26 protein-coding genes and 1 riboswitch are annotated in these 24,830 nt (G+C 35.9%); of the genes, 10 read left to right on the top strand and 16 right to left on the bottom strand.

Going from position 1 to position 24,830, the window contains the following annotated elements; all coding sequences use genetic code 11:
• Positions 1–223 precede the first annotated feature (223 nt).
• Positions 224–1,015 (bottom strand): S1/P1 nuclease, encoded by a 792-nt coding sequence (locus tag AB8P06_RS11720; protein ID WP_369841883.1) that lies wholly within the window; start codon positions 1,013–1,015, stop codon positions 224–226.
• 564 nt (positions 1,016–1,579) lie between these two features.
• Between AB8P06_RS11720 and AB8P06_RS11715 the strand changes: the two genes are divergently transcribed.
• From AB8P06_RS11715 to AB8P06_RS11705, 3 genes are read left to right on the top strand one after another with little or no spacing between them, the layout of a single operon-like run.
• Positions 1,580–2,497, top strand: coding sequence for a type VI secretion system baseplate subunit TssG (locus AB8P06_RS11715; RefSeq protein ID WP_369841881.1), 918 nt, complete (start codon positions 1,580–1,582; stop codon positions 2,495–2,497).
• 53 nt (positions 2,498–2,550) lie between these two features.
• Complete coding sequence (locus AB8P06_RS11710) at positions 2,551–3,453, top strand: TssN family type VI secretion system protein (RefSeq protein ID WP_369841879.1); 903 nt, start codon at positions 2,551–2,553, stop codon at positions 3,451–3,453.
• A 35-nt stretch (positions 3,454–3,488) separates the two neighbouring features.
• Positions 3,489–4,628: a hypothetical protein gene (locus AB8P06_RS11705; protein ID WP_369841877.1), complete on the top strand. Its 1,140-nt coding sequence runs from the start codon at positions 3,489–3,491 to the stop codon at positions 4,626–4,628.
• A gap of 75 nt (positions 4,629–4,703) precedes the next feature.
• Here the strand turns inward: AB8P06_RS11705 and AB8P06_RS11700 are convergent, their stop codons facing one another.
• The 3 genes from AB8P06_RS11700 to AB8P06_RS11690 form a co-directional block, all read right to left on the bottom strand.
• A complete protein-coding gene (locus AB8P06_RS11700; RefSeq protein WP_369841875.1) occupies positions 4,704–5,507 on the bottom strand; it encodes an SDR family oxidoreductase in 804 nt (267 codons plus the stop codon).
• Positions 5,508–5,528: 21 nt separating this feature from the next.
• A complete protein-coding gene (locus AB8P06_RS11695) occupies positions 5,529–7,190 on the bottom strand; it encodes an FAD-binding dehydrogenase (RefSeq protein ID WP_369841873.1) in 1,662 nt (553 codons plus the stop codon).
• Between the two features lie 266 nt (positions 7,191–7,456).
• Positions 7,457–8,110, bottom strand: coding sequence for a metal-dependent transcriptional regulator (locus tag AB8P06_RS11690; protein WP_369841871.1), 654 nt, complete (start codon positions 8,108–8,110; stop codon positions 7,457–7,459).
• An 86-nt stretch (positions 8,111–8,196) separates the two neighbouring features.
• On the opposite strand from AB8P06_RS11690, the gene AB8P06_RS11685 reads away from it, so the two are divergent.
• Complete coding sequence (locus tag AB8P06_RS11685) at positions 8,197–9,231, top strand: threonine aldolase family protein (RefSeq protein WP_369841869.1); 1,035 nt, start codon at positions 8,197–8,199, stop codon at positions 9,229–9,231.
• A gap of 44 nt (positions 9,232–9,275) precedes the next feature.
• Here AB8P06_RS11685 and AB8P06_RS11680 read toward each other — a convergent pair whose 3' ends face one another.
• The 5 genes from AB8P06_RS11680 to AB8P06_RS11660 form a co-directional block, all read right to left on the bottom strand.
• Positions 9,276–9,776, bottom strand: coding sequence for a hypothetical protein (locus AB8P06_RS11680; RefSeq protein ID WP_369841866.1), 501 nt, complete (start codon positions 9,774–9,776; stop codon positions 9,276–9,278).
• Between the two features lie 214 nt (positions 9,777–9,990).
• On the bottom strand, positions 9,991–10,542 hold the full coding sequence (locus tag AB8P06_RS11675; protein ID WP_369841864.1) for a DUF4256 domain-containing protein: 552 nt from the start codon (positions 10,540–10,542) through the stop codon (positions 9,991–9,993).
• Positions 10,543–10,592: 50 nt separating this feature from the next.
• Positions 10,593–10,982, bottom strand: a complete 390-nt coding sequence (locus AB8P06_RS11670; RefSeq protein WP_369841861.1) for a DoxX family protein — start codon at positions 10,980–10,982, stop codon at positions 10,593–10,595.
• Positions 10,983–11,001: 19 nt separating this feature from the next.
• Entirely contained in the window at positions 11,002–11,580 is a 579-nt protein-coding gene (locus tag AB8P06_RS11665; protein ID WP_369841858.1) for a YdeI/OmpD-associated family protein, read from the bottom strand.
• Between the two features lie 133 nt (positions 11,581–11,713).
• Entirely contained in the window at positions 11,714–12,178 is a 465-nt protein-coding gene (locus tag AB8P06_RS11660) for an SRPBCC domain-containing protein (protein WP_369841855.1), read from the bottom strand.
• 204 nt (positions 12,179–12,382) lie between these two features.
• On the opposite strand from AB8P06_RS11660, the gene AB8P06_RS11655 reads away from it, so the two are divergent.
• The 3 genes from AB8P06_RS11655 to AB8P06_RS11645 are packed head-to-tail and all read left to right on the top strand — an operon-like array spanning position 12,383 to position 14,425.
• Positions 12,383–12,988, top strand: a complete 606-nt coding sequence (locus AB8P06_RS11655; RefSeq protein WP_369841852.1) for a hypothetical protein — start codon at positions 12,383–12,385, stop codon at positions 12,986–12,988.
• Complete coding sequence (locus tag AB8P06_RS11650; RefSeq protein WP_369841849.1) at positions 12,988–14,013, top strand: DNA cytosine methyltransferase; 1,026 nt, start codon at positions 12,988–12,990, stop codon at positions 14,011–14,013. The genes AB8P06_RS11655 and AB8P06_RS11650 overlap by 1 nt, the downstream gene beginning before the upstream one ends.
• A complete protein-coding gene (locus AB8P06_RS11645; RefSeq protein ID WP_369841847.1) occupies positions 14,006–14,425 on the top strand; it encodes a very short patch repair endonuclease in 420 nt (139 codons plus the stop codon). Before AB8P06_RS11650 ends, AB8P06_RS11645 begins: the two co-directional genes overlap by 8 nt.
• A gap of 106 nt (positions 14,426–14,531) precedes the next feature.
• On the opposite strand, the gene AB8P06_RS11640 is transcribed toward AB8P06_RS11645, so the two are convergent.
• From AB8P06_RS11640 to metE, 4 genes are all read right to left on the bottom strand, one after another.
• Entirely contained in the window at positions 14,532–15,002 is a 471-nt protein-coding gene (locus tag AB8P06_RS11640; RefSeq protein WP_369841844.1) for a DUF6265 family protein, read from the bottom strand.
• A gap of 66 nt (positions 15,003–15,068) precedes the next feature.
• Positions 15,069–15,881, bottom strand: a complete 813-nt coding sequence (locus tag AB8P06_RS11635) for a DUF6597 domain-containing transcriptional factor (RefSeq protein WP_369841841.1) — start codon at positions 15,879–15,881, stop codon at positions 15,069–15,071.
• Positions 15,882–15,974: 93 nt separating this feature from the next.
• On the bottom strand, positions 15,975–16,844 hold the full coding sequence (locus AB8P06_RS11630) for a DMT family transporter (RefSeq protein WP_369841839.1): 870 nt from the start codon (positions 16,842–16,844) through the stop codon (positions 15,975–15,977).
• Positions 16,845–17,652: 808 nt separating this feature from the next.
• Positions 17,653–19,956, bottom strand: coding sequence for a 5-methyltetrahydropteroyltriglutamate--homocysteine S-methyltransferase (gene metE, locus AB8P06_RS11625; protein WP_369841837.1), 2,304 nt, complete (start codon positions 19,954–19,956; stop codon positions 17,653–17,655).
• A gap of 176 nt (positions 19,957–20,132) precedes the next feature.
• Positions 20,133–20,316, bottom strand: a riboswitch (cobalamin riboswitch).
• 193 nt (positions 20,317–20,509) lie between these two features.
• Between metE and AB8P06_RS11620 the strand changes: the two genes are divergently transcribed.
• Both AB8P06_RS11620 and mug read left to right on the top strand, forming a co-directional pair.
• Positions 20,510–20,971 (top strand): Lrp/AsnC family transcriptional regulator, encoded by a 462-nt coding sequence (locus AB8P06_RS11620; protein WP_369841835.1) that lies wholly within the window; start codon positions 20,510–20,512, stop codon positions 20,969–20,971.
• A 40-nt stretch (positions 20,972–21,011) separates the two neighbouring features.
• The gene (gene mug / locus AB8P06_RS11615) at positions 21,012–21,518 is read left to right on the top strand and encodes a G/U mismatch-specific DNA glycosylase (protein WP_369841832.1); all 507 of its coding nucleotides are present in this window, start codon (positions 21,012–21,014) and stop codon (positions 21,516–21,518) included.
• A 9-nt stretch (positions 21,519–21,527) separates the two neighbouring features.
• Here mug and AB8P06_RS11610 read toward each other — a convergent pair whose 3' ends face one another.
• The 3 genes from AB8P06_RS11610 to AB8P06_RS11600 form a co-directional block, all read right to left on the bottom strand.
• Positions 21,528–22,133 (bottom strand): DNA-3-methyladenine glycosylase, encoded by a 606-nt coding sequence (locus AB8P06_RS11610; protein ID WP_369841829.1) that lies wholly within the window; start codon positions 22,131–22,133, stop codon positions 21,528–21,530.
• A gap of 94 nt (positions 22,134–22,227) precedes the next feature.
• Positions 22,228–22,437 (bottom strand): hypothetical protein, encoded by a 210-nt coding sequence (locus AB8P06_RS11605; RefSeq protein ID WP_369841826.1) that lies wholly within the window; start codon positions 22,435–22,437, stop codon positions 22,228–22,230.
• A gap of 14 nt (positions 22,438–22,451) precedes the next feature.
• Complete coding sequence (locus AB8P06_RS11600; protein WP_369841823.1) at positions 22,452–22,730, bottom strand: helix-turn-helix domain-containing protein; 279 nt, start codon at positions 22,728–22,730, stop codon at positions 22,452–22,454.
• A 456-nt stretch (positions 22,731–23,186) separates the two neighbouring features.
• Here AB8P06_RS11600 and AB8P06_RS11595 point away from each other — a divergent pair, with 456 nt between their 5' ends.
• Positions 23,187–24,779 carry a tetratricopeptide repeat protein gene (locus AB8P06_RS11595; protein ID WP_369841820.1) on the top strand — a complete coding sequence of 531 codons (1,593 nt, stop codon included), beginning with the start codon at positions 23,187–23,189 and terminating at the stop codon, positions 24,777–24,779.
• Positions 24,780–24,830 lie beyond the last annotated feature (51 nt).

Genomic DNA, 24,830 nt, shown 5'->3' with positions numbered 1-24,830 from the left:
ATTCTATAGTTTTTCTGAAAGTTAGAATTTCTATTTATAAAAACCTCATTTTTTATTATCTATTTAATTGATTGTTCTTTTTTTTTTAATTTAATTTTTTTTTAGGAAAAGACTCATAAACAAAAAAGGCGAAGCTGAAGCTTCGCCTTTTTATTTCCCCGGAATAATTGACTGTCAGGATAAAGAGTTGAAAATTGAGCAAATTCATGCGATCAACTCTCAACTAAAAAAGATCATTCAATAGTTTCGCCAGCCTTAAACCTCCGTATAAAAGCTGTCTTTCAAGAGTATCATTGAATTTATACTGATAGTCATAAGACAGTTTTGAATCGTTGGGAGTCTGTGCATAAATTTTATTGGCGATTTTGTGAGAATCATATAACCAGTCTTCCAGTGTTCCGGACTGGATCTGTTTTACTTCATCATCAGATTTGATATCCAGTAGTTTTGAATATTCCGTATAGCTGTATTTCTGGGAATCTACCAGTTTTCCGTCCCATACAGAATGTAAATTGGTTTTATCCCCGAAATAGGTTACATTGATTTTGTTTCCTCCTAGATCTTCAGCCCTTCCCACGTGCAACGGCTGAGAAAGGTCACCCATAATATGGATCAGGAATATCAAGGCAATTTTTCTGTCTTTTTCAGAAGTTTTTTCATCTTTTACCTGAGCCGATAAAGTTTTCACCTGTGTATAAAGACTTGGTCCTGACTGTGCAATTAAGTTTTGTTCAAATGCTTTAAAATCAGTTTGCGGATCTATATTTACATAATGCCATGCTGATGCCTGCTTCCAGACTCCTGTTGTATCAGATTTGATGAAATCCGGCCAGTTTGCCCAGTAAGCAAGGCGTTCTTTGCCCATGATTTTTCTGATTTCTCTCCTTGCTTTTCCGGAAAGATGATTTTCTGCAATTTCTGCGATAATTCTGTGCCCCGTTAATCCCCATGCATAAGAATAAAGAGAAGAGGTAATGAATGCTAAAATTAGAATTTTAGAATAAATACTTTTCATTGTAAATAACATTTTCAGTCTGCAAAGATAGATCAGGTTTTTCTAATTCGTATTAAATAATATTAATTTCTAGGGTAATGACGGTTAATAAAATTTAATTTCAATAGAAATAGACGATATAATTATCACATCAGATTTGTCTGGTACAAATAGGCTAAATTTTAAAGCATGCATATTTCAAATGAAAATCTTTGATTTTCCTGCGCCTTAAGAATATTATAATTATTAAAATAAAACTTTGCGTCTTTGCGATTAACTTTCAGCCGCATTGAGAAGTTAGTTGTAAAATGTACCGAAACATTTTTCATTTCATTGTAAAAACACTCAAGGCTGACAGGTGAACGGAACTTTAATTATATTTTATGCATATCATAACTTATTTTAAATTTTATTCATTTACGATTCGATTCAAGATGAAAAATTTATACTTTTACTAGGATAATAATAAGATAATCTCTGAATTCTGAAAATTGTCACCTATTTTTTTTTTCAATAAAAAGAGATATATTATCTTTACAAGTCATAATCACAGGAAACACTATGTATGAGAATAATATTGTAGATATGGATTACAATAAACTGCAGACAGATTTCAGGGCTGAAGCTGTTGCAGTGAACCTTTTGAAATACCACAGAGCCGTAAGCAATATTTTCGTTGAGCGTATCGGCATCAATGACAGGGCTTATTTAAAGGATATCAAAAGTATTTCGAGCAATTATCTCGGATTTGATGAAGAGGTATTTACAATAGAAACTTACCGGGAAGGGATATATGATTATCTTCCGGAAGGCCTGTTTCATCCGCCGTCGCTCAGCACTTCAAGAAAGAACGTTGAAAGTGTAGTTAAAGAAATCCGCAAACAGAAAAGGGTAGAAGATGATGCCCGGAAATTTTTCCGGCCGTTTGAACTGGAGATATTCTTTACTGAGATCAGCGCGTTGCTCAAAGAGTTTGATTTTGATATTTCAAGTGATACGGATACTCTGTATGAAACGGTAAGCGAACTTTGGCCGCTCATTAAATCTCTCGATAAGCAGAATGCCTATATTTTCATTCATATCCTGCCGTTCTTTCACCAGATCCGTGGCGATAAAAGATGGTTTGAGAGATGTATGACCGCTTTTCTGCAGGTACCTGTAGAAGTAACTTTCACCCCGAATATCATTGATGATATAGAAGAAAATGATGATTCTATGTTACTCGGAAATTCCAGATTGGGGGTTACCTATATTCCAAGCGGAAGACATATGGACGGACAGAGAAACTGGGTAGTGAATATCGGGCCTATTCCTTATGGAAATATGAAAAAGTATATCCCCGGAAGCCCTTTCAGAAAAGTACTTCAGGGATTATATGATTATTTTCTTCCTGTAACAGTAGATGTGGAAGAGAATTTTATCACAGAAAAAAAGGAATATTCATTCATGCTGGAAGATGATGAAAGAAATGCAAACCGCCTTGGATACTCTACTTTTCTGTAAAATATTTTGCTATATTTACATGCCCAACAGAATATAAAATTGAAAAAAAACTAATGGAAATCTCTTCAGTAAAAGGAATCTTCTTAAGATATATTTTAATGCCTCTGGTAGCGGTTATTATGATGATTATACTGGGTGTAATCAGGAGAAATAAACCTGCGATCAAAATTAAAGTTATTGTCATCTACTTTCTGCTATGCAGCTTGTGTCTGGCATTGCCCGGTTTTTTCGGATTTGCCAGAAATTTATTTAATCCGTACTGGTACCTTATCGCACAGATTATTTATCTGATTTTTGGGATCATTCATGTTAATTTATTGGATAAATATTTTAAAAAGCATATTGAGTCTTTATCGATGAGTATATTATTTGAATCTATACTTTCTCTGACCTGTATTGCTTTCGGAGGTTATCTTTTTGTCCTTATCTTTAACTGGATGAGCAAAGGGCTCGGTTATCCTATAATGTCTGCAACAAGTGCGATTGTCTTTCTTGTTCCGATGGTATTTCATTATTGTTATATTCAGTTTATCAGTATTCCGGTTGATATCTATAAAACATGGAGGTATTCACCGGATCAGAGGCTTCCTGATTTTGAAGGCGCGGATTTTGATAGGTTAATGGTATTGAATGTCGAGCTGAGTAAAAATCTGGAAGATACCAACAGATTCAGAATTAAAGCGAAAACGTTACCTACGGGAGTGACTTTTGGAGACTGGTTTTATAGGGTAGTAGATGATTACAACCATAAAAACCCAAAATCTATCATTCATCTTTCGGACGAGCAGAGAGAACCTTATTATTGGATCTTTTACACCAAAAAATCGTTTTTCAGTTTTAGAAAATATATTGACTTCGACCAGGATATTACATCAAACAGCATTTCCGAGAATGAAGTGGTTATTTGTAAAAGAGTTATCCAGCACGAAGAAGAAGGAGTAGCGAGAAGAGCATAATTAGAACACACACACAAATTTTAAAAGTATTTAATATGATACAGCCTAATAAACATTTTGCGATCAATTGGGTAGACGGGATGAAAGTTTCCCAGAGACACCTTAATGATCAGGATAATTTTTTAATTGATACGATAAGAGATGCCAACTCACTGGCCATCACTACATATAATTACGGACTTTTACCTATTTCAAACGAGTTTACAGACAAAACGATCTTTGACGTTCACAATACCGCTACGAATGACGTTCAGCTGGTGATAAAGCGCTGCAGTGCAGTTACTCTTGCCGGATACAGAATTGAACTGAATGACAGGAGAGTAAGTGTAAAATCATTGGCCAAGTCAATGAATGAAGAGCAGGCTGACGGTGAATATTATATTCTGATCTCTGTAAATCCTTTTGATAAAGTACCTTTCGGGGATATTGATCCGGAAGAGATTCCGCCCCGCCATCCGAATGCACAGCCTAATTATCATATTGAACTGCTTCCGGTAACTTCCCTGAACAGCAGTTTTTCCGGAGGAAATTATCTGGTAGTAGGAAAAGTGGATCTTAAAGGGAACATTGCACAGGTAGATTCCAATTTTATTCCACCTTGTACTTCCATTCAAAGCCATCCTGTTTTAATTGATTATTACAACAGTTTCGCAAAATCCATTGGAAACCTGCAGCAGTATTCTTTTAAAATTATTCAGAAAGCTTCCCATAAAAACCAGAATACGGCATTAGCTCAAAATGTAAAGTTTTTGTGCAATACTCTGGTTAATACTTTTGGAGACATGTATTTCCAGTTCAGAAATATTATTCCATGGCAACCGCCGGTATTTTTAATTGAAACCTTTGCAAAATTAGCCCTTCGCATGTACAATTCAACCCAGGTATTGGTGCCTGCAGAATTGGAAGAAATGCTGAATTACAGTTTAGAATGGAGCGAAATTGCCCCTCATACCTTATTAAACCAATTATCCATCGTAGCTGAAACTAATTACGATCACCATAACTGTGGTGAACCGCTTTTGTATATCCAGCAGATGCTGAGAAGCCTGGAAATTATTTTCTCTAAATTAAGTGAGCTTGATTACATCGGTCAGAGAAAAGAAAACATTATCGTTAATGAACAGGAAGTTTCTTCAAACACAAATCCGAAGAGAGGTTGGAGTGTGCTAGATTAAGTTTAAAATAACTTTCATAAAATATAAATCCCGGTTTTTCCGGGATTTTTTATTGGATAAAGACAGGAATTGTAATTAAACCACCTTTGCCTTTCTGATGATCTTTGCGAGTAACGAAGGAAAAAACCTTTTCAGGAATATCCCCATAACTTCCCGGCCTCCTATGGCAACCTGATATTTTTTATTCTCGATGGCATTAAGCATTTTTCCGGCAAAAATTTGAACGGGCATCCCTTTTCGGGTAGCGTCATCCATTGTTCCTTGTGGAGATCCGTCGCCCGTCATGGCATTCATTGAAATATTGGTTTGTATAAACCCGGGACAGATAATGGTGATCAAAATATTTTCTTTATACAATTCGGCGCGGAGAGCATCAAAAAATCCATGTAAAGCATGTTTGGCTCCGGCATACCCACTGCGCATCGGGGCTCCGAATATGCCCATAAGACTGGATACTACGGCAATTTGTCCGCCGCCATTTTTAATCATATAAGGGACTGTTGCTTTAGTAAGCGCTACAGTTCCTATATAATCAATTTCCATTAAACGTTTATCCACTTCAATATCGGTTTCCATAGCCAGAGAACGTTGAGATAAGCCGGCATTATTGATCAGGATATCAATTTTCCCAAATTTTGCAACTGCTTTTGCAGCGATATCCGCCATACTTTTATACTCATAAAGGTCTAATGGTAAAACAGCATAACGATTCTGTGGAAGTCCGGCTTTTTGTGCAATGGCCTCCAGCTGATCTTCTTTTCTTGATGACAGAATAATTTTAGCGGTGGTTTTTGTTGCTAATTCCAGGACAAGGGCTTCACCTATTCCGGATGATGCTCCTGTAATCCATACTGTTTTATCATTAAAATAGGTGCTCATATCTTACATATTGATTTCATTTTATTTCAGTCCGCCAATATATTTCCCGGCTTTCATTCCGGAAAACAGGCATCCACCCAGGAAAGTGCCTTCCAAAGCACGATAGCCATGCATACCGCCGCCGCCAAATCCGGCTACCTCGCCTGCAGCATAGAGCCCTTCGAGGACAGTTCCGTCTTCCTTCAGAACCTGGCTGTTAAGATTAGTTTTGATTCCACCCAATGTTTTCCGGGTTAAAATATTAAGCTTTACGGCAATAAGCGGTCCGTTTTCAGGATCGAGTATTTTATGTGGTGTTGCGACTCTGCCCAATTTATCCCCGATATACTTTCTTGTACTTCGGATATAATTGATCTGAGTATCTTTTGAAAATTGATTATCCAGTTCCCGGTCTCTCGATTCAATCTGGGATTTTATTTTTTCATATTCTAAAAGGTGATCACCTGAAAGTTCGTTCATTCTCTGCACCAGATCCTGAAGATTATCAGAAACAATAAAGTCTTTTCCGTGTTCTTTAAAAGCTTCTACCGGCCCGGGTGCTTTTTTACCGAAAATTCTTTTTAAAAACAGAGTATAATCTTTGTTCGTTATATCAGGATTTTGTTCGGATCCGGAAAGGGCAAATTCTTTTTTAATAATTTTCTGTGTCAGAATAAACCATGAATAGGAAAATCCGGTTTCCTGTATGTATTTCAGGGTTCCTAAAGTATCGAATCCCGGCAGGAAAGGAGCCGGAAGCCGGTTACCATTGGCATCAAACCAAAGGGATGAAGGGCCGGGAAGTATTCTTATACCGTGGTGAGGCCAGATTGGATTCCAGTTCTGAATACCTTCTGTGTAGTGCCACATCCGGTCGCGGTTGATAATATGGGCTCCTGTATTTTCAGCAATACCAATCATTTTTCCATCTACATAAGCCGGAACTCCGCATACCATATTTTCCGGGGCTCTGCCTAATCTTTCCGGCCAGTTTTTCCGGACGAGCTCGTGATTTGCTCCGATTCCGCCCGATGCGATCATAATATGTGGGGCGTGGTATTTAAACTGTGATACAACAATTCTGTTGGTTTCCTGTCCTCTCTCTTTATGGTCATTTTCTAAGATGTCGCCTGCAATACCGGTGACTTTGCCATTTTCCATTAATAAATCAGTAACCCTGTGTCTGAATTTCATTTGAAGCAGTCCTTTCTTTTTGGCTTCGTAGGCTTTTTCTACAAAAGGCTTAACGACTCCCGTACCGGTACCCCAGCTGACATGAAAGCGCGGAACTGAATTTCCATGTCCATCAGCTGATCCATCGCCTCGCTCTGCCCATCCGACAAGAAACATCAATTTGATTCCCATTTCAGAAATATAATTGTATTTTTCGTTGGCAGCGAACTTCAGATAGGCTTCGGCCCATTGCTTCGGCCAATAATCTTCTTCGCGGTCAAAGCCTGCCGTACCCATCCAGTCCTGTCTGGCCAGCTCATAAGAGTCTTTTATTCCCAATCTGCGCTGTTGCGGTGAATTGATCAGGAAAAGGCCTCCAAAAGACCAGAATGCCTGTCCTCCGATATTCTCTTCAGTCTCCTGGTCGATCAATACTACTTTTTTTCCGGCATTGGTGATTTCCATAGCAGCAGTAAGCCCTGCTAATCCGGTACCAATGATGATGGCGTCAGGTTGAAATGTGTTGTCCATTTTTATTGATTGTCAGCCTAAAATTATATAACTAAGATAGTAGATTTTAAGGATATAAAAATGAAGTTGTTCAAAAGTGTTATTGATTACGTCGAATCTTAGGTTCCTGAATGAATGCAATGAAGAATCTCAAACATTTTTTATTAACGCAAAGCTTTTTGAAATCTGACTGTTATATTTTAATAAAAGTAAAGAAAAGCAGCAAATCTGTTATGAAGCATACTTTTTATCGAGTGTCTGAGTAGAAATTATTTTCACTCATTCGTTTATTTTTTGACCAGTATTTTTTCAGTTGCTTTTTTACTGAGAATTTCTTTTTTATTTCCGATTTCAATGGTCATCGACTTATCAAAATCTTCTACTTTTATTACTTTTATTTTGGTATTCAGAAGAAGTTTTCTTTCATTCAGATAGCTTAAAAAGGCGTCATCAGAAAGGGTAACGGAAGCGAAAATAACTTTTTCACCTACCTCACAGCTGCTTAGCTTATGCAGATTCAGGGCGATGATATTTCCATCTTTGTCGGGGATCGGCTCACCGTGCGGGTCAAACTTAGGATAATCTAAAATTTCATCCATTTTATCAAAGAAAACCTGGGAGTGAACATGTTCCAGCTGTTCTGCAATTTCGTGTACATTTTCCCAGCCGAAATTCATTTTTTTAACGAGAAACATTTCTGTAAGCCTGTGTTTACGTACGACCAAGGCAGCTTCTCTTTTTCCTTTTTCGGTAACTCTCAGAGGTTTATAGGTTTCATAAATCACCCAGCTTTTTTCAGCAAATTTCTTCATCATATTGTTAACGCTCGGCATTTTTACATTTAAAAACTTGCTGAGCTCGTTAATCGTTACCTTTCCTTCCTGATCAACCAAATGAAACAAGGCTTTAAGATAATTCTCTTCTGTAAGGGTTGTTTTCAAAATGTTAGATGGTTTTATATACAAATCTAACAAAATATTAATGAAATTTTACCCTTGTTGGATAAACTTTTTTTTAATTTTGTCCTATGAAATTTTCATTTAAAAACGATTATTCAGAGGGCTGCCATCCTAATATTCTGCAGGCTCTTTTACGATATAATCTCGATCAGCAGGCAGGATATGGAGAAGACGAATATTCTTTACAGGCTAAGGAATTAATCAGGAAAAAAATCAATAAACAGGATTCTGATATATATTTTGTTTCGGGGGGAACACAAGCCAATCTTATTATTATTTCTTCGGTTCTGAAACCCTATCAATGTGCTATTTCCGCTTCTACAGGACATATTTTAAATAATGAAACAGGTGCTATTGAAGCGACCGGACACAAAATTTTAAGTATTGAAACTGAAGATGGAAAACTGAGGACATCAGATATTATTCCGGTGCTGGAAAATCACAGTAATGTTCCACATCAGGTAATGCCGAAACTGGTTTATATCTCAAATTCTACAGAATTGGGAACCATTTATACAACAAATGAATTGGAAGAGCTTTCAGGTTTCTGTAAGAAAAACAACCTTTATCTGTTTATAGACGGAGCAAGAATGGGGCATGGAATTATGTCTGAAAAAAGTGACCTGACGCTAGAAAAAGTAGCGGAATTAACTGATATTTTTTATCTCGGCGGAACTAAAAACGGAGCTTTGATAGGAGAGGCCATTGTGATTAACAACCTTTCTCTTCAGGAAGATTTTGCTTTTAATATTAAGCAGAAAGGAGCTTTACTGGCTAAAGGAAGATTGCTGGGAATTCAGTTTTTGGAACTGATGAAAGATGATCTGTATTTTGACCTGGCCAGACATGCGAATGAACAGGCTATGAAGATTAAAAATACTTTGAAGGAAAGGGGAGTGGAGTTTCTTTCAGATACTTATACCAATCAGATTTTTCCTATCCTGAATAATGACCTGATCAAGATTTTACTGGAAAAATTTGAATTTTTTGTCTGGAAAAAAATAGATGAAAATTTCTCTGCAGTTCGCCTTATCACATCCTGGAATACGGGTGATGAAGCCGTAGATAATTTTATTGAAATTATTAAAAAAGAGTTACCATAAATAAAAAGCAGCCTTGATAAGGCTGCTTTTTTATAATATTGTTTTTATTTTAAGGCTTTCATAACAATGCTGCAGTCAGCGGCCTCCAGTTTTGGGCCGTCTTTATAAGTGATCTTCTTTTCATTGGCATATTTCGATTGTCCGCTTTCTTCTGTATGATCACCGATTCCTTCTGTTAAAGTGCTTCCTTTCTGAATAAAGAAAATATCACGTTTGCTTTTTGATCCTTCAGACTCAAACTCATAAGTCAGTTTCAGGGTATCTCCGGATTTAAAGCCAACTATATCTCCTTTAGAACTGTCTTTTTCATTATTTTTATAAGATAGTTTCCCGGTAATGGTTCCCAGGTTATCGTCAATACTAGCAAAAACAGAATCTTTACCCGTTGCTCCGACATAGCAATATGATTTTGGTCCCAGTGTATCTACCACGGTCTCTGCTATTGCTGAAGAATCTGTTTCAACTGTTGGTGTTACAGTTTCTGTTTTTTTGTTGCAGTTCATCAGGAGAACCGAGAATGAACTGATTAAAATTAATTTCTTCATACCTTATTATTATGTTAAATCAAATTTTGAATAATGCTAAATTAATGAAATAAAAGTTATGAATTATGAGTTATAAGTTATAAGTTGAGAGTTTGGAGAGATGGAAGCAGGAAGGAGAAGATAAAGAAGTGAGATTTCAAATGATGAGTGTTTGTAGATTTATTTAACTTATAACTCATAATTCATAACTCATAACTCATAACTCATCACTCTTTTAAACTTTCAGGCAGCCTCTGAATCCTCTTGCTGCATAATAGGAATCAGCACCGTTATGGTACAGGAAAACTGTGTTGTACCGGCGGTCACAGAAGACGGCACCGCCAAGTTCCCTGATTTTGGCCGGAGTTTTTACCCAGCTTGAGGTTTTCAGATCGAATTTTCCTAATTCCTGAAGCTCACGGTATTGCTCTTCCGTTAAGATTTCAATTCCCATTTCTGAGGCTCTGTCGATCGCATTGCTTTCCGGCTTATTGGCTTTTCTTGAGTCCCATGCCTGATAATCGTAGCAAAGGCTTCTTCTTTTCGGGCTTTCGGGTGAGCAATCAAAGAATATGTATTCATCCGTTTTTTTATCATAACCGACCACATCGGGTTCGCCTTCGGTTTCTTCCATTTCGTTTAATGACCAGAGTTTTTCAGGCTGAGCTTCCAGTTTCAACTGAATTTTTTCCCAATCCAGATCTTGATGACGGGTTTTATTTTTTTCAAAACGAGCTTTAAGGATTGTTAGAAGCTCTTGATTTCGTTCTTTAGATAGTTTTTTCATATAGTTTAAATTGGGTACGAAGATTTTCAGTTAAAATTATTCAAAATTAATTAAATCAATTTCCTGTCGGCCGGCCTGAAATACCATGAAATAATACTGATCACGAGAAGTAATAGGGGCGGAAAAGTTTTTCCGATCGTATCTCCGACAAATAAATGAGAGATCACCGCTCCTGACATTGCAAAGAAAAATCCGGCATAAGCCCATTCTTTTAACAATGGATATCTCGGAATTAATGCTACAATAACACCCAGAATTTTCCAGATCGCAATGATGGACATTAAATAAATAGGATAGCCCAGTTTTGTGAAATTTTCTACTTCGTCTTTATTTTTCATCAATTGTACGATGGCGGTTGAAATCATTCCCAATGCCATCCAAAGGGTAAAAATCCAGTAAATGATTTTGTTTCTTTTTTGTGATTTATCCGGTGTTTCCATTTTATATTGTTTTTAAGTGTTAATCATTTAATCCTTTACCCTGAAGAATCTGTGGAATATATTTTTCAATTCTTGATTCCCGTGTTTTAGATTGTTTGGCGGAAGAAAAATAGAGCAGGTAAGCTCTTTGTCTTCCTGGGGTTAAAGATTCAAAAGCCTCTTTTAATTCGCGATTTTTATCCAGTCGGTTTTGAAATTCTTCAGGCATTTCAAATTCTCTGGTTTCTTTCATCTCTACTTTCAGGCCTGCTTTTTCAACTTCAACCGCTTCATAGATGTAAGTTTTAATAATCTTTTCCAGGTCAACAATTTCCTTGAAATCTGTAAAACGGATCTGCCTTGTCGCCTGCACATTTTCAGTCTGTTGGATCAGGATATTGTGAGTATCATTCAGTAATGCTCCTTTAAAAAACAGAATGGCACAATATTCTTTAAATCCGTGGATTAAGAAAATATTTTTCCCATGATCGGTGTAGCACGGGCATCCCCATTTTAGTTCCTCTTCAAGTCCTGTATCTGCTGCAATTGCTCTTAATTTTTCAAATTCTTTCTGCCATTGCTTGGCTTTATCAAAAAAGAAATCAACTTTTGGATTCATGAGGTTTGAGAGTTTTTGAGTTATAAATTATGAGTTATAAGTTTTGAGTTTTGAGTTTGTGGCGGATGGACAAATGTAATTTAGTCGTTTGATAACTGACTTCCAGCCAGCTTCCATCTTCCAGCCTAATTTCTTATAGCGAATTACCCACTTCCTGTAATCTGTTATGTGCCATATTGAGACCCTGAGCGAAAGGTAATTTCAGCATCTGATCTCTGGCTTCAATGGATTGGTAAATGGTTTGGATGGTTATTTTACTGGTTTCATCCGTTAGTTTTTCAAATGTTAAAAAGTCTAGTTGGATAGGGAATGGGGTGTTTTCCATCTGAAAGGTGCGGATTATTTTCTGGTCCTGAACAATTTCATGGATGCTTCCGTTTGCACGAAATACTACGTCTCCCTGCGGATTTGTTGTTTCGAACTGATAACCGCCATGCTGTCTGTTTTCAAGTTTCAGAACTTTTGTTCCCATCCATTGTTCAACAATTTCAGCTTCTGTATATGCTTTGAATAACAGCTCTACCGGCAGATCGAATTCTCTGGTAATGAATATTTCCTGTTTGCCGTCTTCGGCGTGAATTTTTGTTTTAAGTTCCATTGTGAGTATATTTAGATATTAGTGTGTTTTAGTATTCTATCAATCATTGATTGCTTTTCTTTTGATAAGCTTTCATAACATTTTCTAATGTATTGAATCTGTCGTCCCACTCTTACTAATATCGAGTTTACAGAAAAAGAGATTACGCCTGTTGATTGTTCTAATGTATCTGTTGATGATATTAGTAGGTTATGGTCTTATAGGATGTATTATTTTCCAAATGATGATTTAGTTCGAACAGGAGATATAATACAGCTTGTTGACGGTGATGAATATACGAAATATTTAGTTATCTCTGCAGACTGTCACCTTTTGTCCTTTTGGAAAAAGAATTTTGGTAATCTCACATTAGTTCCCATGTACGAGAAGTGTAATGAAAATGTAAATCTAAAAAACAAATTGAAACTTAATGCGGGACTTAGTAAATATAATGAAAAAAGTTCACGAGTAACATCTATCAGCAATAGTTGGATTCAAGAATCATTAAGTATAGTTTCCAGCATTCCTGTTTTAAATGATACATTATTAGAATATAAAGATTATGTAATATTTCCAAAAGAAATTATTACGATTAATGTTCCACCACCTTTTGAAGTTAATAATGATAACATTAATATGATAAGAAATTTGAGACTTCTATATTCACATTTTGGCTCTAAAGTTGTAGAAGAAGGAAAAAGTAGGATTAATCTCAATGAGCCATTTAGAACTCCTTTGATACAGTTTATTCTTAATAATATTTCTGGGTATGGCTCACCTGATTATCCATTTAATTTACAAGAAGTTATTAAAGCTAAAAAGCTAACATAATGAAATACAACGCAATAGATCTTTTCTCGGGTTGCGGAGGCCAAACAGAAGGTCTTCACCAAGCGGGTTTTGATACTAAAGTCGCAATAGAAATAGTTGACGATGCCGTTTTGGCATTTAAAATGAATCATAAAGATACGGAAGTCATTAAAAGAGATATCAGATTGATTTCCGCAGAAGAAATACGAGAAAAATTAAATGGCGAGCCTTTGCATCTTCTTGCTGGTTGCCCGCCTTGTCAGGGTTTTTCTTCCATTAGAAGATTAAATCGAAAAAAGAGTGTAAGAGATGATAGAAACTCTTTAGTGTTGGAGTACTTACGTTTGGTAGAAGAGCTACGACCTATGACCATAATGATGGAAAATGTCCCAGGCCTTGTAGATTATTATCTTTTCAAAAATGTGGTTAAGCGCTTAGCTGAATTAGGCTATAATCCTAATGTGGAAGTAGTTAATGTAAAAGATTATGGAGTTCCGCAAAAAAGAAAAAGAATGATCATGGTAGGATCTCTATTAGGAGATATTACTATAGCTGGACCTACAGGACAAAAAGTAACAGTAAAAGATGTTATTGGAAGTTTAGAATCAACGGAAAAGACGGATGATCCTGTTCATAAAATTGTAGCCTCTCATACTCCTAAAGTAATGGAACGTATAAAGTTAACTCCTAAAAATGGAGGTAGTTGGAGAGATTTACCGGAACAGTATAAATTAAAATGTCATAGCAGTGAAAATATTGGGTTTAATGATGTGTATGGTAGGTTGAGATGGGATGATTATTCAACAACGATAACGGGAGGCTGCTTAAATCCATCAAAAGGAAGATTTTTACATCCTGAGGAAGATAGATGTATTACTGCAAGAGAAGCAGCGTTATTACAGTCTTTTCCTGAAGATTATCAATTTCCTACAACAATATCGAAAACTGCATTAGCATTACTTATAGGAAACGCATTACCACCGAAATTCAGTTATTACCAATCAAAAAACATACATGAACATTTAGAAAAACATGTTAATGGCTGATATTTTTGATCATAAGAAACGTTCTGAAATCATGTCTAAAATTGCCGGTAAAGAAACGAAACCGGAAATTTTAATAAGAAAACAGCTATTTGCTAAAGGTTTTCGCTATAGAAAAAATGTTAAGGAGCTACCTGGTAAACCTGATATTGTATTACCTAAATACAAAACAGTTATTTTTATCAATGGTTGCTTTTGGCATGGACATAGTTGTAAAAAAGCAGTGTTACCAAGCACAAGAACAGAGTTTTGGTCTGACAAAATCGCTAAAAATAAAGAACGTGACTTAAAAAATTATCAAAAATTACATAATGATGGTTGGAATATTATTGTAGTCTGGCAATGTGAAATGAGTAATAAGCTTCAGCTTTCTACAAAAATTGAAGAGATTGAAAAATTACTTAGAGCTACATAAGTTAAAATAATGAAGGGAAAAAATACTTTCTATTTATTAACTTCCCTGCTTTAGAATATGTCAACAGGATTGAACATGAAAGTAGGGGTAATAGGGTTATAATCATTTATTTTATCTTTTTCATCGGAAATGTCTGGTTATGTTTTTTACCGTTTTTTGTGGCTGAAATTTCAGCAATAAGAGATTTTTCATCGATTTTGGTATAGGAAATAACTTGTGGGAAATCATGCTGTAAGTTTTCAAATATCATTGAACCTGTATCCGAAACACTTGTTGAAGTGAAACTGACAGGCAGTTTATCATTTTGATGTTCTGTGGGTACGATATAATAGAGCTTGCGTTCTTTTTCTACCAGCCTGATGTTTTCAAACAGAACTGTATCTTTGTCCTTCAGATAATAGCTTTTTCCCAGAAGTTCAGTGTCATTTTTTTTAGTCCAGGTTTCATAAAGGCTTCCTTTCGGGGTTTTATTTTCCCAGGTTCCGATAAGCCATTCTGCTTTTTTAAGTTCATGATGATTGTGCTGTAACGTCCAGCTGCACAAAATAATAATGGAAAGGATCAACTTTGTTTTCATTTTATTTTTATTAGATAACAAAGTTCAGAATTGTGTGAAATTCAAAATTGTAAAAATGCGACAAGGCTAATTGCTTCCGTAAAATAGAGTGGACATTTTGAGATTTTCCCCATAAAATTCCTTGGGTGTAAGTCCGGTAAACTCTTTGAAATCTTTAATAAAATGAGCCTGATCATAATATTCACCTTCATGGGCTAATGCAGTGAGGCTGGTAAATTCTTTATTCAAAAGAAGTTTAAGTGCATTCTGAAGCCGGATTGTTTTGGAAAGCTGTTTCGGGCTTAGTCCAATTGCAGACGAGAATTTGCGTTCCAACTGTCTGCGGTTGATATTGATCTGTTTTGAAAGTTCATTTACAGAAATCTGTCCGTTGGCTGTCAGAAGGGTATCTACCGTTGATTGTACGATCCTGTCAATGGTTTCTGTATTTAAACGTTGTAATAAGAAGGATTCGACAGCAACTATTTTTTCTTCTATAGTTTCTGAGCTTAACACTTTTTTTTCAAGTTCAATTCCATCTTTCCCGAATAATTTTTCTAGGGAAACGGCTTTGTTATCCATTTCTTTGATAGGAATTGTCGCGAACGGAATGAAGCCATCATGATGAAAACGAACGGAAAAAATACCTGTAATACCCGTCGGTTCTATTTCAAGAGGTTGGGTGAGCTGGCCAAAAACACAGCTTCTCGGCTGTACAATACCATCTCCATTATCCATATATTGCTTGTATAAATCACCGTAATGAAAAATCATTTCCATACAACCGTCCGGAACAATAGTTTGCCGTTGCGGATTTTCTTCCTTCGGGCTTTCCAGTGTCCAATAGCATTTTATCAATGATACCAGATCCTGATGGGGGTGAAATGTTTGATAATTCATAGGAAGCAAATATAAAATTTTATGAAATATAAGTTCGGAAATTTTAATAAAAAAGCCTCCTGCAATATTTCACAAGAGGCTTAAGATAACAAGTTAAGATTTTTTTCTGACAGAAATAAAGGTCTGTACAACCACGGAAATCATGATCAGTGAAAGTCCTGTATAAAAAGCAATATTGACTTCCTTGCTTTCATTAAAGAATAAAAAAGCCATGATAATAGCATAAACAGGCTCGAGATTAAACGTCAGGTTAACGGTAAATGCAGGGATTTTTCTTAATACTTCTGCAAAAGTGACGTACAGGCCAACGGTACAGAACAGAGATAAAAAGACCAGATAAATTGTATCTTTTATCCCCGGAATAAAGCTTTCTACCGGGAAAAAATACAGATAAACCGGCAGGAGAGCCCCTAAACAAACGGTTCCGCTGATCATCTGGTAATAATTGATAATTTTACTGTCGTAATTTTTTACCAGACGTTCATTGTAAATGGTGTAAAGCGCTCCGAAAGCTGATGAAACAACACCTAAGCCAATTCCCAACTGATAAGAGGCATCAAAATGGAAGATTAAACTTATTCCGGCGAGTGTCAAAGTGCTGAGCAGTAATTCTGAAATTTTGAATTTCTTTCTATCAATCAACGGTTTAAATATGGCAGTGAAAAAACTTGTAAGACAATAACATACAACGCCGATTGAAATATTTGAATATTTAATGCTCGCATAGAAAAACAACCAATGCAAGGTAAGGAGTAATCCAATTTTGGCTATAGCCAATTTTTCCGGGCTAGAGATCGTATAACGGATTCTCAGCAGCTTTAGCAATAAGAATAAAATAATGGTTGAGAATAAAAGTCTGTACCAAACCAGTAAGCCTTCATTAAGTGAGATTAATTTTCCGAATACACCTGTGAATCCGGCCAGTATTACGGCCAGATGCAATAATAAATATGATTTTTTCATTGAGAATGAACTGTATGTAAATAAGATTTGTAATTAATATTTTATCAGAATCTGAAGTATTAAAAAATAAGCCGATAAAATTTTATCGACACTTAATCATACTTCAAACGAATTGAAATATTAAAATCTTGGTGGAGGAAGACAGCTCGTGTGGTTCATATTTACTTTGAATGAAGTAAATGTAATGAAAAAAATGGAAATACGAAGCAAAGTAGTACTCTTCTGTAATGGATAAAATAAATCCTATAATTTATATTATGTTAAATTGTACAGGCTGTTTATTTTGTTCATTTTCAAAAATCTTTCCATTTAAATTCCATCGATTTGGGAGATTTAATATAATTTAAACTCTTTCATACAATTTTTTTTGAACTGATTTGATTCTTCCATCTTGGAAAATTATAAACTCGAGGGCTCAATCTCGAGTTTATTTGTATAACAAAGGTCGAGAAAAAGAACTGATTTTAAAAGATACAAGTACTAATTGATTGACTTTTAACCTGAAAAGTTTTCCACATTTACATAAAACATGCTCTGATACTGGATTAAGTGCGTTTTTGTTGCAAATAAAAATCAAATTAGAGAATTATAATTAAACAAAATCTTGAAAATTAATGTAAGTCTATTTGAAAATAATAAAAATATTAGAAATTCAAGACTTGATATGACATAATTTGTCGTGTGGATAAATTAGAATTATATCTAAGTTTTGAGAATTCAAAACTAGTTTTTGGAAAAGTATGAAGCCTAGAAAGAATAATCCGGCCCGAAATGAAATTTTGGGCCGGATTATTCTTTTATTTATTACTCAAAAAGCATACTCAGCCGAAGCTTCCTTAGCTGCTGCAACCATGGCTATCAGCGCTTTTTCTGTTTCTTCCCAATGTCTTGTTTTTAAGCCACAGTCAGGATTTACCCATAACTGGCCGGCCGGGATTACATTCTGGGCTTTCCTTAAAAGTTCAATCATTTCTTCTTTTGACGGAACCCTTGGTGAATGAATATCATAAACGCCCGGACCAATTTCATTCGGATATTTAAAATCTGCGAAAGCATTTAAAAGTTCCATTTGGGAACGCGAACATTCTATGGTGATCACATCGGCATCCATATCTGCAATATTTTCAATAATATCATTGAATTCCGAATAGCACATATGAGTATGGATCTGGGTAGAATCCTCCACTCCACTGGCTGAAATCCTGAAAGATTCCACCGCCCATTTCAGATAATTCTGCCAATTGTTTTTTCTTAAAGGAAGCCCTTCCCTTATGGCAGGCTCATCAATCTGAATGATTCTTATTCCGGCTTTTTCCAGATCCACAACTTCATCGCGTATAGCCAACGCAATCTGTTTACAGGTTTCGGAACGGGGCTGGTCATCCCGTACAAAAGACCACTGCAAAATGGTGACAGGTCCGGTCAACATTCCTTTTACCCATTTTTCTGTTTGAGCCTGGGCATATTGAGACCAATAAACCGTCATCGGATCAGGACGGAAAACATCACCGAAAATCACCGGAGGTTTTACACAACGGCTTCCGTAGCTCTGTACCCAACCGTTTTTAGTGAAGGCAAACCCTTCCAGCTGTTCCCCAAAATATTCAACCATATCATTACGCTCAAATTCACCGTGCACCAATACATCAATCCCGATCTCTTCCTGCCACTGAATGGTTTTCCGGGTTTCCTCTTTCAGCAAAGTATCATATTGTTCTGCCGTTAATTCCCCTTTTTTAAACTTGGCTCTCCAGTTTCTTACTTCTGCAGTTTGTGGGAATGAGCCTATCGTCGTGGTTGGAAATAACGGAAGCTGTAACATTTTTTGTTGCTCTTCCTTACGGGTTTTGAACGGATTTTTTCTTCGGGCATCCTTTTCAGTAATAGCACTTACTCTTTGTTTTACACTTTCATGATGAATCAATGAAGATGTTTTTCTGCCTGCAATGGCTTTTTTGTTTTCTTCAAAATGTGTCAAAATATTTTCATCCTCTGTTCCGGTAGCCAGTTCTTTAAGTGTTACCACTTCTTTGACTTTCTGTTTGGCAAAGGCCAGCCAGTTTTTAATTTCAGCAGGAAGGTTTGTTTCAAAGTCTAAATCACAAGGAGAATGCAGCAATGAAGAGGACGGAGCTATAAAAACTCTTTCTGTACCTAATTTTTCAACAGCCTTTTTAATGAATGTCAAAGATTTTTCATAATCATTTTTCCAGATATTTCTTCCGTCTACCACTCCTAATGATAAACTTAAATTTTCAGGAATAGAATGCAAGACCTCTTCCAGCTGTTCAGGATTTCTTACCAGGTCAATATGTAAAACATCTGCAGAAAGCGCAGTAGCAAGCGATAAATTATCCTTTAATCCTTCAAAATAAGTAGCAATAATGAATTTCAGCTTCGGGAATTGCGTCCTGATTTCCTGGTAAATCAATTGATAGGTTTCTTTTGCTTTTTCAGACAGATCCAGTGCAAGGAAAGGCTCATCAAACTGGATCCATTCAGCTCCCTGTTCCTGAAGTTGAGTTAAAATGTCAATGTAAACCGGAAGAAGATTTTGAGCAAGGTCCAGCTTATCAAATCCCGGCTCTTTTTCTTTTCCCAAAAGAAGGTAGGAAACGAGCCCGATGATAACCGGTTTTGCATTGATTCCTGCCTGTTTTGCACCGGCAAATTCATTGAAAATTTTATTGGAAGTAAGTCTGAACTGCTGATTTTTGTGAAATTCAGGAACGATATAATGATAATTGGTATCAAACCATTTGGTCATTTCCATGGCAGTAATGTCCAGTCCTTCTTTTTGGTAACCTCTTGCCATGGCAAAATAAAGATCGAGTTCAGAATTGTTTTTTTTGAGAATAACCTCATGATAACGTGCGGGAATGGCTCCTACTGTTAAGCTCATATCCAGCACCTGATCATAATAAGAAAAATCATTACACGGAATCAGGTCTATTCTTGCTTCTTTCTGAATATTCCAGTTTTGATTGCAGATATTCCTTCCGGTATTCAGAAGTTCTTCCAAAACGATTTTGCCTGACCAATACTGCTCGCAGGCTTTTTTGAGTTCTCTTTTGCTGCCAATCCGCGGATAGCCAAGAATGTGTGTTTGCATTTTTAAACCTTTAAATTAAACTTGATTTTTAAGCTCTTTGAAATGCTTCGTAATGCCTTGCGATAAAGATGTTTCTGGAAAATAATGACATATCCGGACCGTACAATTTCATCCCCTGATAAAATGTACTGAAAAATATATCATCTGCATGACCCAAAAGCTTCAGACCGCGAAAGCATTGTCATTCAGTAAAGGCAGGTCTCCTGGCTTGTAACGGTTTTCGTTATCCTTCCCGCTTCCGGCAGTGGATTGCAAAGACAAAAACTTTGGTATGTTACTTACAGTTGCGCGACAGCCCGTGATTTTCACACGATTCCCTATTAATCTACCTTAAGTAAAACCTTTCCTGTTTGATGAAGAATTAAAGAACTGTTCTTTATAAATCCTGACCAATACTATTGGTTTCAGATTTTAATTTTGTGTAAAAATAAACATACAGAATAAAACAATATTAGTTTCGTATTAATTAAGCTAATAAAACTTTAGAATAAGACTTTAAAAGAATATAATTCTGTATATTCGTTTGATTTTAAATTTAAAAGAATAATATTCTGTGGAATACCTTGATGATAAAGACATGCAGCTGCTCAGACTGCTTCAGAAAAATGCAAAACTGACCGTTAAAGAGCTGGCCAAAGAAATCAATCTTTCGCCTTCACCTGTTTTTGAAAGGGCAAAACGTCTTGAACAGGAAGGGTATATTAAAAGATACAGTGCTATTCTGGATGCCGAAAAGCTCAACCGAGGGTTTACGGTCTTCTGCCAGATTAAATTAAAAATCCATGACCGGTCTGTGGGACATGAATTTGTCAATGAAATCCTGGAAATTGAAGAAGTTGCGGAATGCTATAATATTTCCGGGGATTTTGATTTTCTTCTGAAAGTTCAGGTCCGGGATATGAAGCATTACCAGGACTTTGTGTTTAATAAACTGGGATCTGTAGATTCTATCGGCAGCACACACAGCACTTTCGTAATGGCTGAAGTAAAAAATACGCATGGATTGACCATATAAAACGTCCTCTTCCACCAATTAAAAACATATTTATAAAACAATGTTTTCAGATATCATTGCTAAAAATCTTAAAGTTATTTTCGTAGGAATTAATCCCGGTTTAAAATCCGCTGCAGATGGGCATCATTTTTCAGGAAAAAGTAACCGGTTTTGGAAAGTCCTGTATTTATCAGGTTTTACGCCTTATCAGATTGAAGCTGTCAATGATAAAGAGATCTTAATGTTTGGGTACGGATTGACTACTGCCGTGGAAAGGCCAACTTCAAGAGCGGATGAGCTTTCAAAAGAGGAATTTGATCATGCTCTTGAAACTTTTAAAGAAAAAATGACAAAATTTCAACCTGAATATATTGCTTTCCTGGGTAAGGCAGCCTATAAAGCTTTTTCCGGAAAGAAGGAAATTTTATGGGGACAGCAAGCGGAAAATCTCTGTGGTGCAGAAGTCTGGGTTTTACCGAATACAAGCGGACTGAACCGTGGATTTACACTGGAAAATCTTGTTTCCAATTACACGGGTTTCTATCATATGATCAATAATCCTTCGTAAACTCTGAAACTAAATTTTATTGGGTTTACTTACGTATGGATTAGATTTTACGAAAAAACGCCATGGCAGAAGGGCATGTTCCTGAGCATATCCTACTCCAACACGAGGAACTTCGGCGATTTGATCAGAAGTATATCGAATAGAGTGATCTTCAATCCAGACCTCTTCCCCGGTCAGCTCTTTTTTATTGAAGGAAGCATTTATTCCCAAAGCTTTCGCAGCAGAGCCGGGTCCGGATGAGATAGCAGGTTTTGAGGCTGGCATATTTCGTCTCATTTCCATTATTTCTTTACCGATGAGAGGTTCAACCGCCCTTATCAGTACGGCATTGGGATCATCTTCCACAGAGGTTACGATATTGAAAAGATGGTGAATGCCATAGCACAAATAAACATAGGAGGTTCCGCCCTCATTGTAAAGTGTTTCCGTTCTGTTGGTGCGCCGCCCGCCATATGCATGAGATGCTTTATCCTGAATTCCAAAATAGGCTTCTGTTTCTACGATAATACCGGCAGTGATATCATCGCCGATTTTGGTGAAAAGAACTTTACCCAAAAGATCTTTGGCCAGAAAAATTACATCCTGATGAAGATAATATGATGATCTGAGTTTCAAATTGATTTATTTTTATCGTGATGGTTTTAGAATAATTCAAGTTCTAAAATACCACTAAAAAATCAATCAGTAAAATAAAAGCCGGTATTGAATTTTAATAAGTGATGATATAATAATCCTGAATTTTATTATCAATACAATACAAATACAGTCTCGTCCTGATCAGTCCAAAGCAATAGCTTTTAAGAAAGCAGACATATTCTACGGGCTGCAGCTTTTTGATTTTGTATCCTTTTAAAATAATTTCTGCTTCTGAAATGCTTTTTCCGACGAGGATATTAAAATTAAAGTTTTTATGATGCATAGTTTTCCTGGGGTTCAGATCAAAAACAGCTTCTTCCATCGGGTTACTGTATTCCTGCTCAGATTAAAATGATGGGCTAACTGCTTATTATTGTATTTGTGCTTTTTCTGGTAATCTAAAATTTCAAGGATAGCCTGTTTGTTATAAAAGCGGTGTTTCTGGTTAAAATCATGTGCTTTCTGATCATATCCGCTGAAGAGCAGCTGGTTGAAACTAATCACTTCTAAAACCGAAAAATTTTCTTTGGGCAACAGCGATAGGTATTCCTCTTTTTTTTTCGGGATATTTTTCATTGATTAAATCGGTATAAATTCTTTTATAATCCGGTGTTGTTTTCATGATCAGTTTCGGTTGGATATTTAATGAGAGTTTCATCATTCGGAACAGGGTAAACAAAAGCAATAAGGCCAAAACCTCTAATTGAGGGGATTACAGATTCTGACCATTACTTTTTCTTGATTTGTGTTATTAGAATGTATTTAAAATTGCCTGATTTTGAGATGAGGGATTAGAAACTATCTGAATGTTTCTGCAACATTACGGGTTTACAGAGTGAAATAAAAACAGTGTATGTGATGATTTCTGAATATATATCAAGGCTTTTAATCTGACCGGTATGAAAACTTTTAATATATTCTTTATCAGTGTTTTGAATGTTAAAATAATACCATTAATTCCGAATTATTAACATTATATTTAAATGTTAATCCTTAAATTAGTGCTTAATTTGCATGCTTTAAACACACTTTATGAAAAAATATATACTCTTATTCTTTTCCCTGATTTTCGGTTTTACTTATGCTCAGATAAGTAATAAAGCACAAGTAGACATTGAAATAGAAAAAGCAAAAGAAAATTCTGCAAATGATCCCGAAAAAACGATAGAGCTTTGTAAAAATATTTACCGGGCATCTAAAGAATTGGGGTATAAGGAAGGAATGCTGAAAAGCAATACGATACTTATGGCCAAGTATTTTGACAGAGGGAATTTTAAAGATGTCATAGAGATTAGTAAAGAAGCCGAAAAACTGGCTGTAGAAACTAAAAATAATGAACAGCTTTCCAATGTCTACAGGCTTAGAGGTGCATCTTATACAGAATTGGGTTTTAATGAAAACAGCCGCAAAGAGTTTTTAAAAGCCCTGGATATTACCGGGAAACTAACCTCAGAAAATTATAAATATTATCAGCAGGCACTTATATATAATGGATTGGCCAGCTATTCTGCTCATGTTAATGCTCCCATAGATTCTGTAGTATATTATCAGAAAAAATCTCTGGAAATCATTAATAAAGTAGATGATCACAAAGATTTTATTAATAAAAAACACCATACCCTGGCTTTGGCCTATATTAATCTGGGAATGACGAGCAATGCATTGCACAATACCCGGGATGCGGAAATGTATTTTTTAAAGGCATTAGACCTGTGCCGGAATGAGAAATATACAATAGGCAAAGACCTTGAGGTAACGGTTCTTAACGAATTTTCCTGGCTTTATTATGATCAGAAAAAATATGATAAAGCGGTAGCATATGCAGAACAGGCTGAAAAAATTGAAAAACAGATCAGGTTACCCTATATCCGCAGGGATATTTATGAAGTATATTTCAAATCCTATGTAGAGCAAGGTAAAAAAGAGGATTCAAAAAAATATATGAATCTCTATACCCAACTCAACGACAGCCTTATCAATGCTGAAAAAAAGACGATCAGTACACCCGTAAAACATCTGATGGCTGAGCAGGGAGAAATTCATATCCATACTATTCAGAAAATACTCATCATTATATCCTGTATTGCCGTTGTTCTGCTATTGGCAGGTTTGTTTTTCTGGAAAAGGAACCAGGCTAAGCTTCATAAAAAATATGAAACGATGATTGAAGGTCTGAAAACAAAAAATGAAGATCCTGTTCATACTTCAGCAGCATCCCATATTTCCACAGAAAAAGGAATCAATATCACCGATGATACCGTTAAAATCATACTTCTTAAATTAGAAAAATTCGAGAAATCCCAGAAGTTTATCAAGAAAGACCTGAGTCTTACCTCTCTTGCCAACGAATTAAATACCAATACCCGGTATCTTTCCGAGATCATAAAGCAGTATAAGGGAAAGAACTACAATAATTATATCAATGGTTTAAGAATAGATTATATTACCAATAAGCTCTATGAAAATCCGGTGTACAGAGAATACAAAATCAGCTATCTTGCTGAAGCCTGCGGAATTTCTTCCAGGGAAGTCTTTGCCGTTATATTTAAAAAAGAAACGGGAGTTACCCCTTCGTACTTTATCAATAACCTGAAAAAAGACTATTCCAGCGAAGAATATGTGTAATGAATTCAGATATTCTCACGATAAGTATTTGCATGGCTTTAGAAAAGAAAA

It is taken from the genome of Chryseobacterium tongliaonense (genome assembly GCF_041224435.1).
Taxonomy (GTDB): Bacteria; Bacteroidota; Bacteroidia; order Flavobacteriales; family Weeksellaceae; genus Chryseobacterium; species Chryseobacterium tongliaoense.
The sequence above is the reverse complement of the archived record's forward strand: the minus strand, read 5'-3'. Positions and strand labels throughout refer to the sequence as shown.

What these genes read in the sequence shown, in the direction of transcription:
- AB8P06_RS11715 (WP_369841881.1), top strand. Translation starts at nt 1,580, where the DNA reads ATGGATTACAATAAACTGCAGACAGATTTCAGGGCTGAAGCTGTTGCA.
- AB8P06_RS11645 (WP_369841847.1), top strand. Translation starts at nt 14,006, where the DNA reads ATGGCTGATATTTTTGATCATAAGAAACGTTCTGAAATCATGTCTAAA.
- AB8P06_RS11685 (WP_369841869.1), top strand. Translation starts at nt 8,197, where the DNA reads ATGAAATTTTCATTTAAAAACGATTATTCAGAGGGCTGCCATCCTAAT.
- AB8P06_RS11630 (WP_369841839.1), bottom strand. Translation starts at nt 16,844, where the DNA reads ATGAAAAAATCATATTTATTATTGCATCTGGCCGTAATACTGGCCGGA.
- AB8P06_RS11695 (WP_369841873.1), bottom strand. Translation starts at nt 7,190, where the DNA reads ATGGACAACACATTTCAACCTGACGCCATCATCATTGGTACCGGATTA.
- AB8P06_RS11665 (WP_369841858.1), bottom strand. Translation starts at nt 11,580, where the DNA reads ATGAATCCAAAAGTTGATTTCTTTTTTGATAAAGCCAAGCAATGGCAG.
- AB8P06_RS11600 (WP_369841823.1), bottom strand. Translation starts at nt 22,730, where the DNA reads ATGAAAAATATCCCGAAAAAAAAAGAGGAATACCTATCGCTGTTGCCC.
- metE (WP_369841837.1), bottom strand. Translation starts at nt 19,956, where the DNA reads ATGCAAACACACATTCTTGGCTATCCGCGGATTGGCAGCAAAAGAGAA.
- AB8P06_RS11650 (WP_369841849.1), top strand. Translation starts at nt 12,988, where the DNA reads ATGAAATACAACGCAATAGATCTTTTCTCGGGTTGCGGAGGCCAAACA.
- AB8P06_RS11705 (WP_369841877.1), top strand. Translation starts at nt 3,489, where the DNA reads ATGATACAGCCTAATAAACATTTTGCGATCAATTGGGTAGACGGGATG.
- AB8P06_RS11700 (WP_369841875.1), bottom strand. Translation starts at nt 5,507, where the DNA reads ATGAGCACCTATTTTAATGATAAAACAGTATGGATTACAGGAGCATCA.
- AB8P06_RS11675 (WP_369841864.1), bottom strand. Translation starts at nt 10,542, where the DNA reads ATGAAAAAACTATCTAAAGAACGAAATCAAGAGCTTCTAACAATCCTT.
- AB8P06_RS11680 (WP_369841866.1), bottom strand. Translation starts at nt 9,776, where the DNA reads ATGAAGAAATTAATTTTAATCAGTTCATTCTCGGTTCTCCTGATGAAC.
- AB8P06_RS11655 (WP_369841852.1), top strand. Translation starts at nt 12,383, where the DNA reads ATGTATTATTTTCCAAATGATGATTTAGTTCGAACAGGAGATATAATA.
- AB8P06_RS11640 (WP_369841844.1), bottom strand. Translation starts at nt 15,002, where the DNA reads ATGAAAACAAAGTTGATCCTTTCCATTATTATTTTGTGCAGCTGGACG.
- mug (WP_369841832.1), top strand. Translation starts at nt 21,012, where the DNA reads ATGTTTTCAGATATCATTGCTAAAAATCTTAAAGTTATTTTCGTAGGA.
- AB8P06_RS11720 (WP_369841883.1), bottom strand. Translation starts at nt 1,015, where the DNA reads ATGAAAAGTATTTATTCTAAAATTCTAATTTTAGCATTCATTACCTCT.
- AB8P06_RS11605 (WP_369841826.1), bottom strand. Translation starts at nt 22,437, where the DNA reads ATGCATCATAAAAACTTTAATTTTAATATCCTCGTCGGAAAAAGCATT.
- AB8P06_RS11670 (WP_369841861.1), bottom strand. Translation starts at nt 10,982, where the DNA reads ATGGAAACACCGGATAAATCACAAAAAAGAAACAAAATCATTTACTGG.
- AB8P06_RS11710 (WP_369841879.1), top strand. Translation starts at nt 2,551, where the DNA reads ATGGAAATCTCTTCAGTAAAAGGAATCTTCTTAAGATATATTTTAATG.
- AB8P06_RS11595 (WP_369841820.1), top strand. Translation starts at nt 23,187, where the DNA reads ATGAAAAAATATATACTCTTATTCTTTTCCCTGATTTTCGGTTTTACT.
- AB8P06_RS11635 (WP_369841841.1), bottom strand. Translation starts at nt 15,881, where the DNA reads ATGAATTATCAAACATTTCACCCCCATCAGGATCTGGTATCATTGATA.
- AB8P06_RS11660 (WP_369841855.1), bottom strand. Translation starts at nt 12,178, where the DNA reads ATGGAACTTAAAACAAAAATTCACGCCGAAGACGGCAAACAGGAAATA.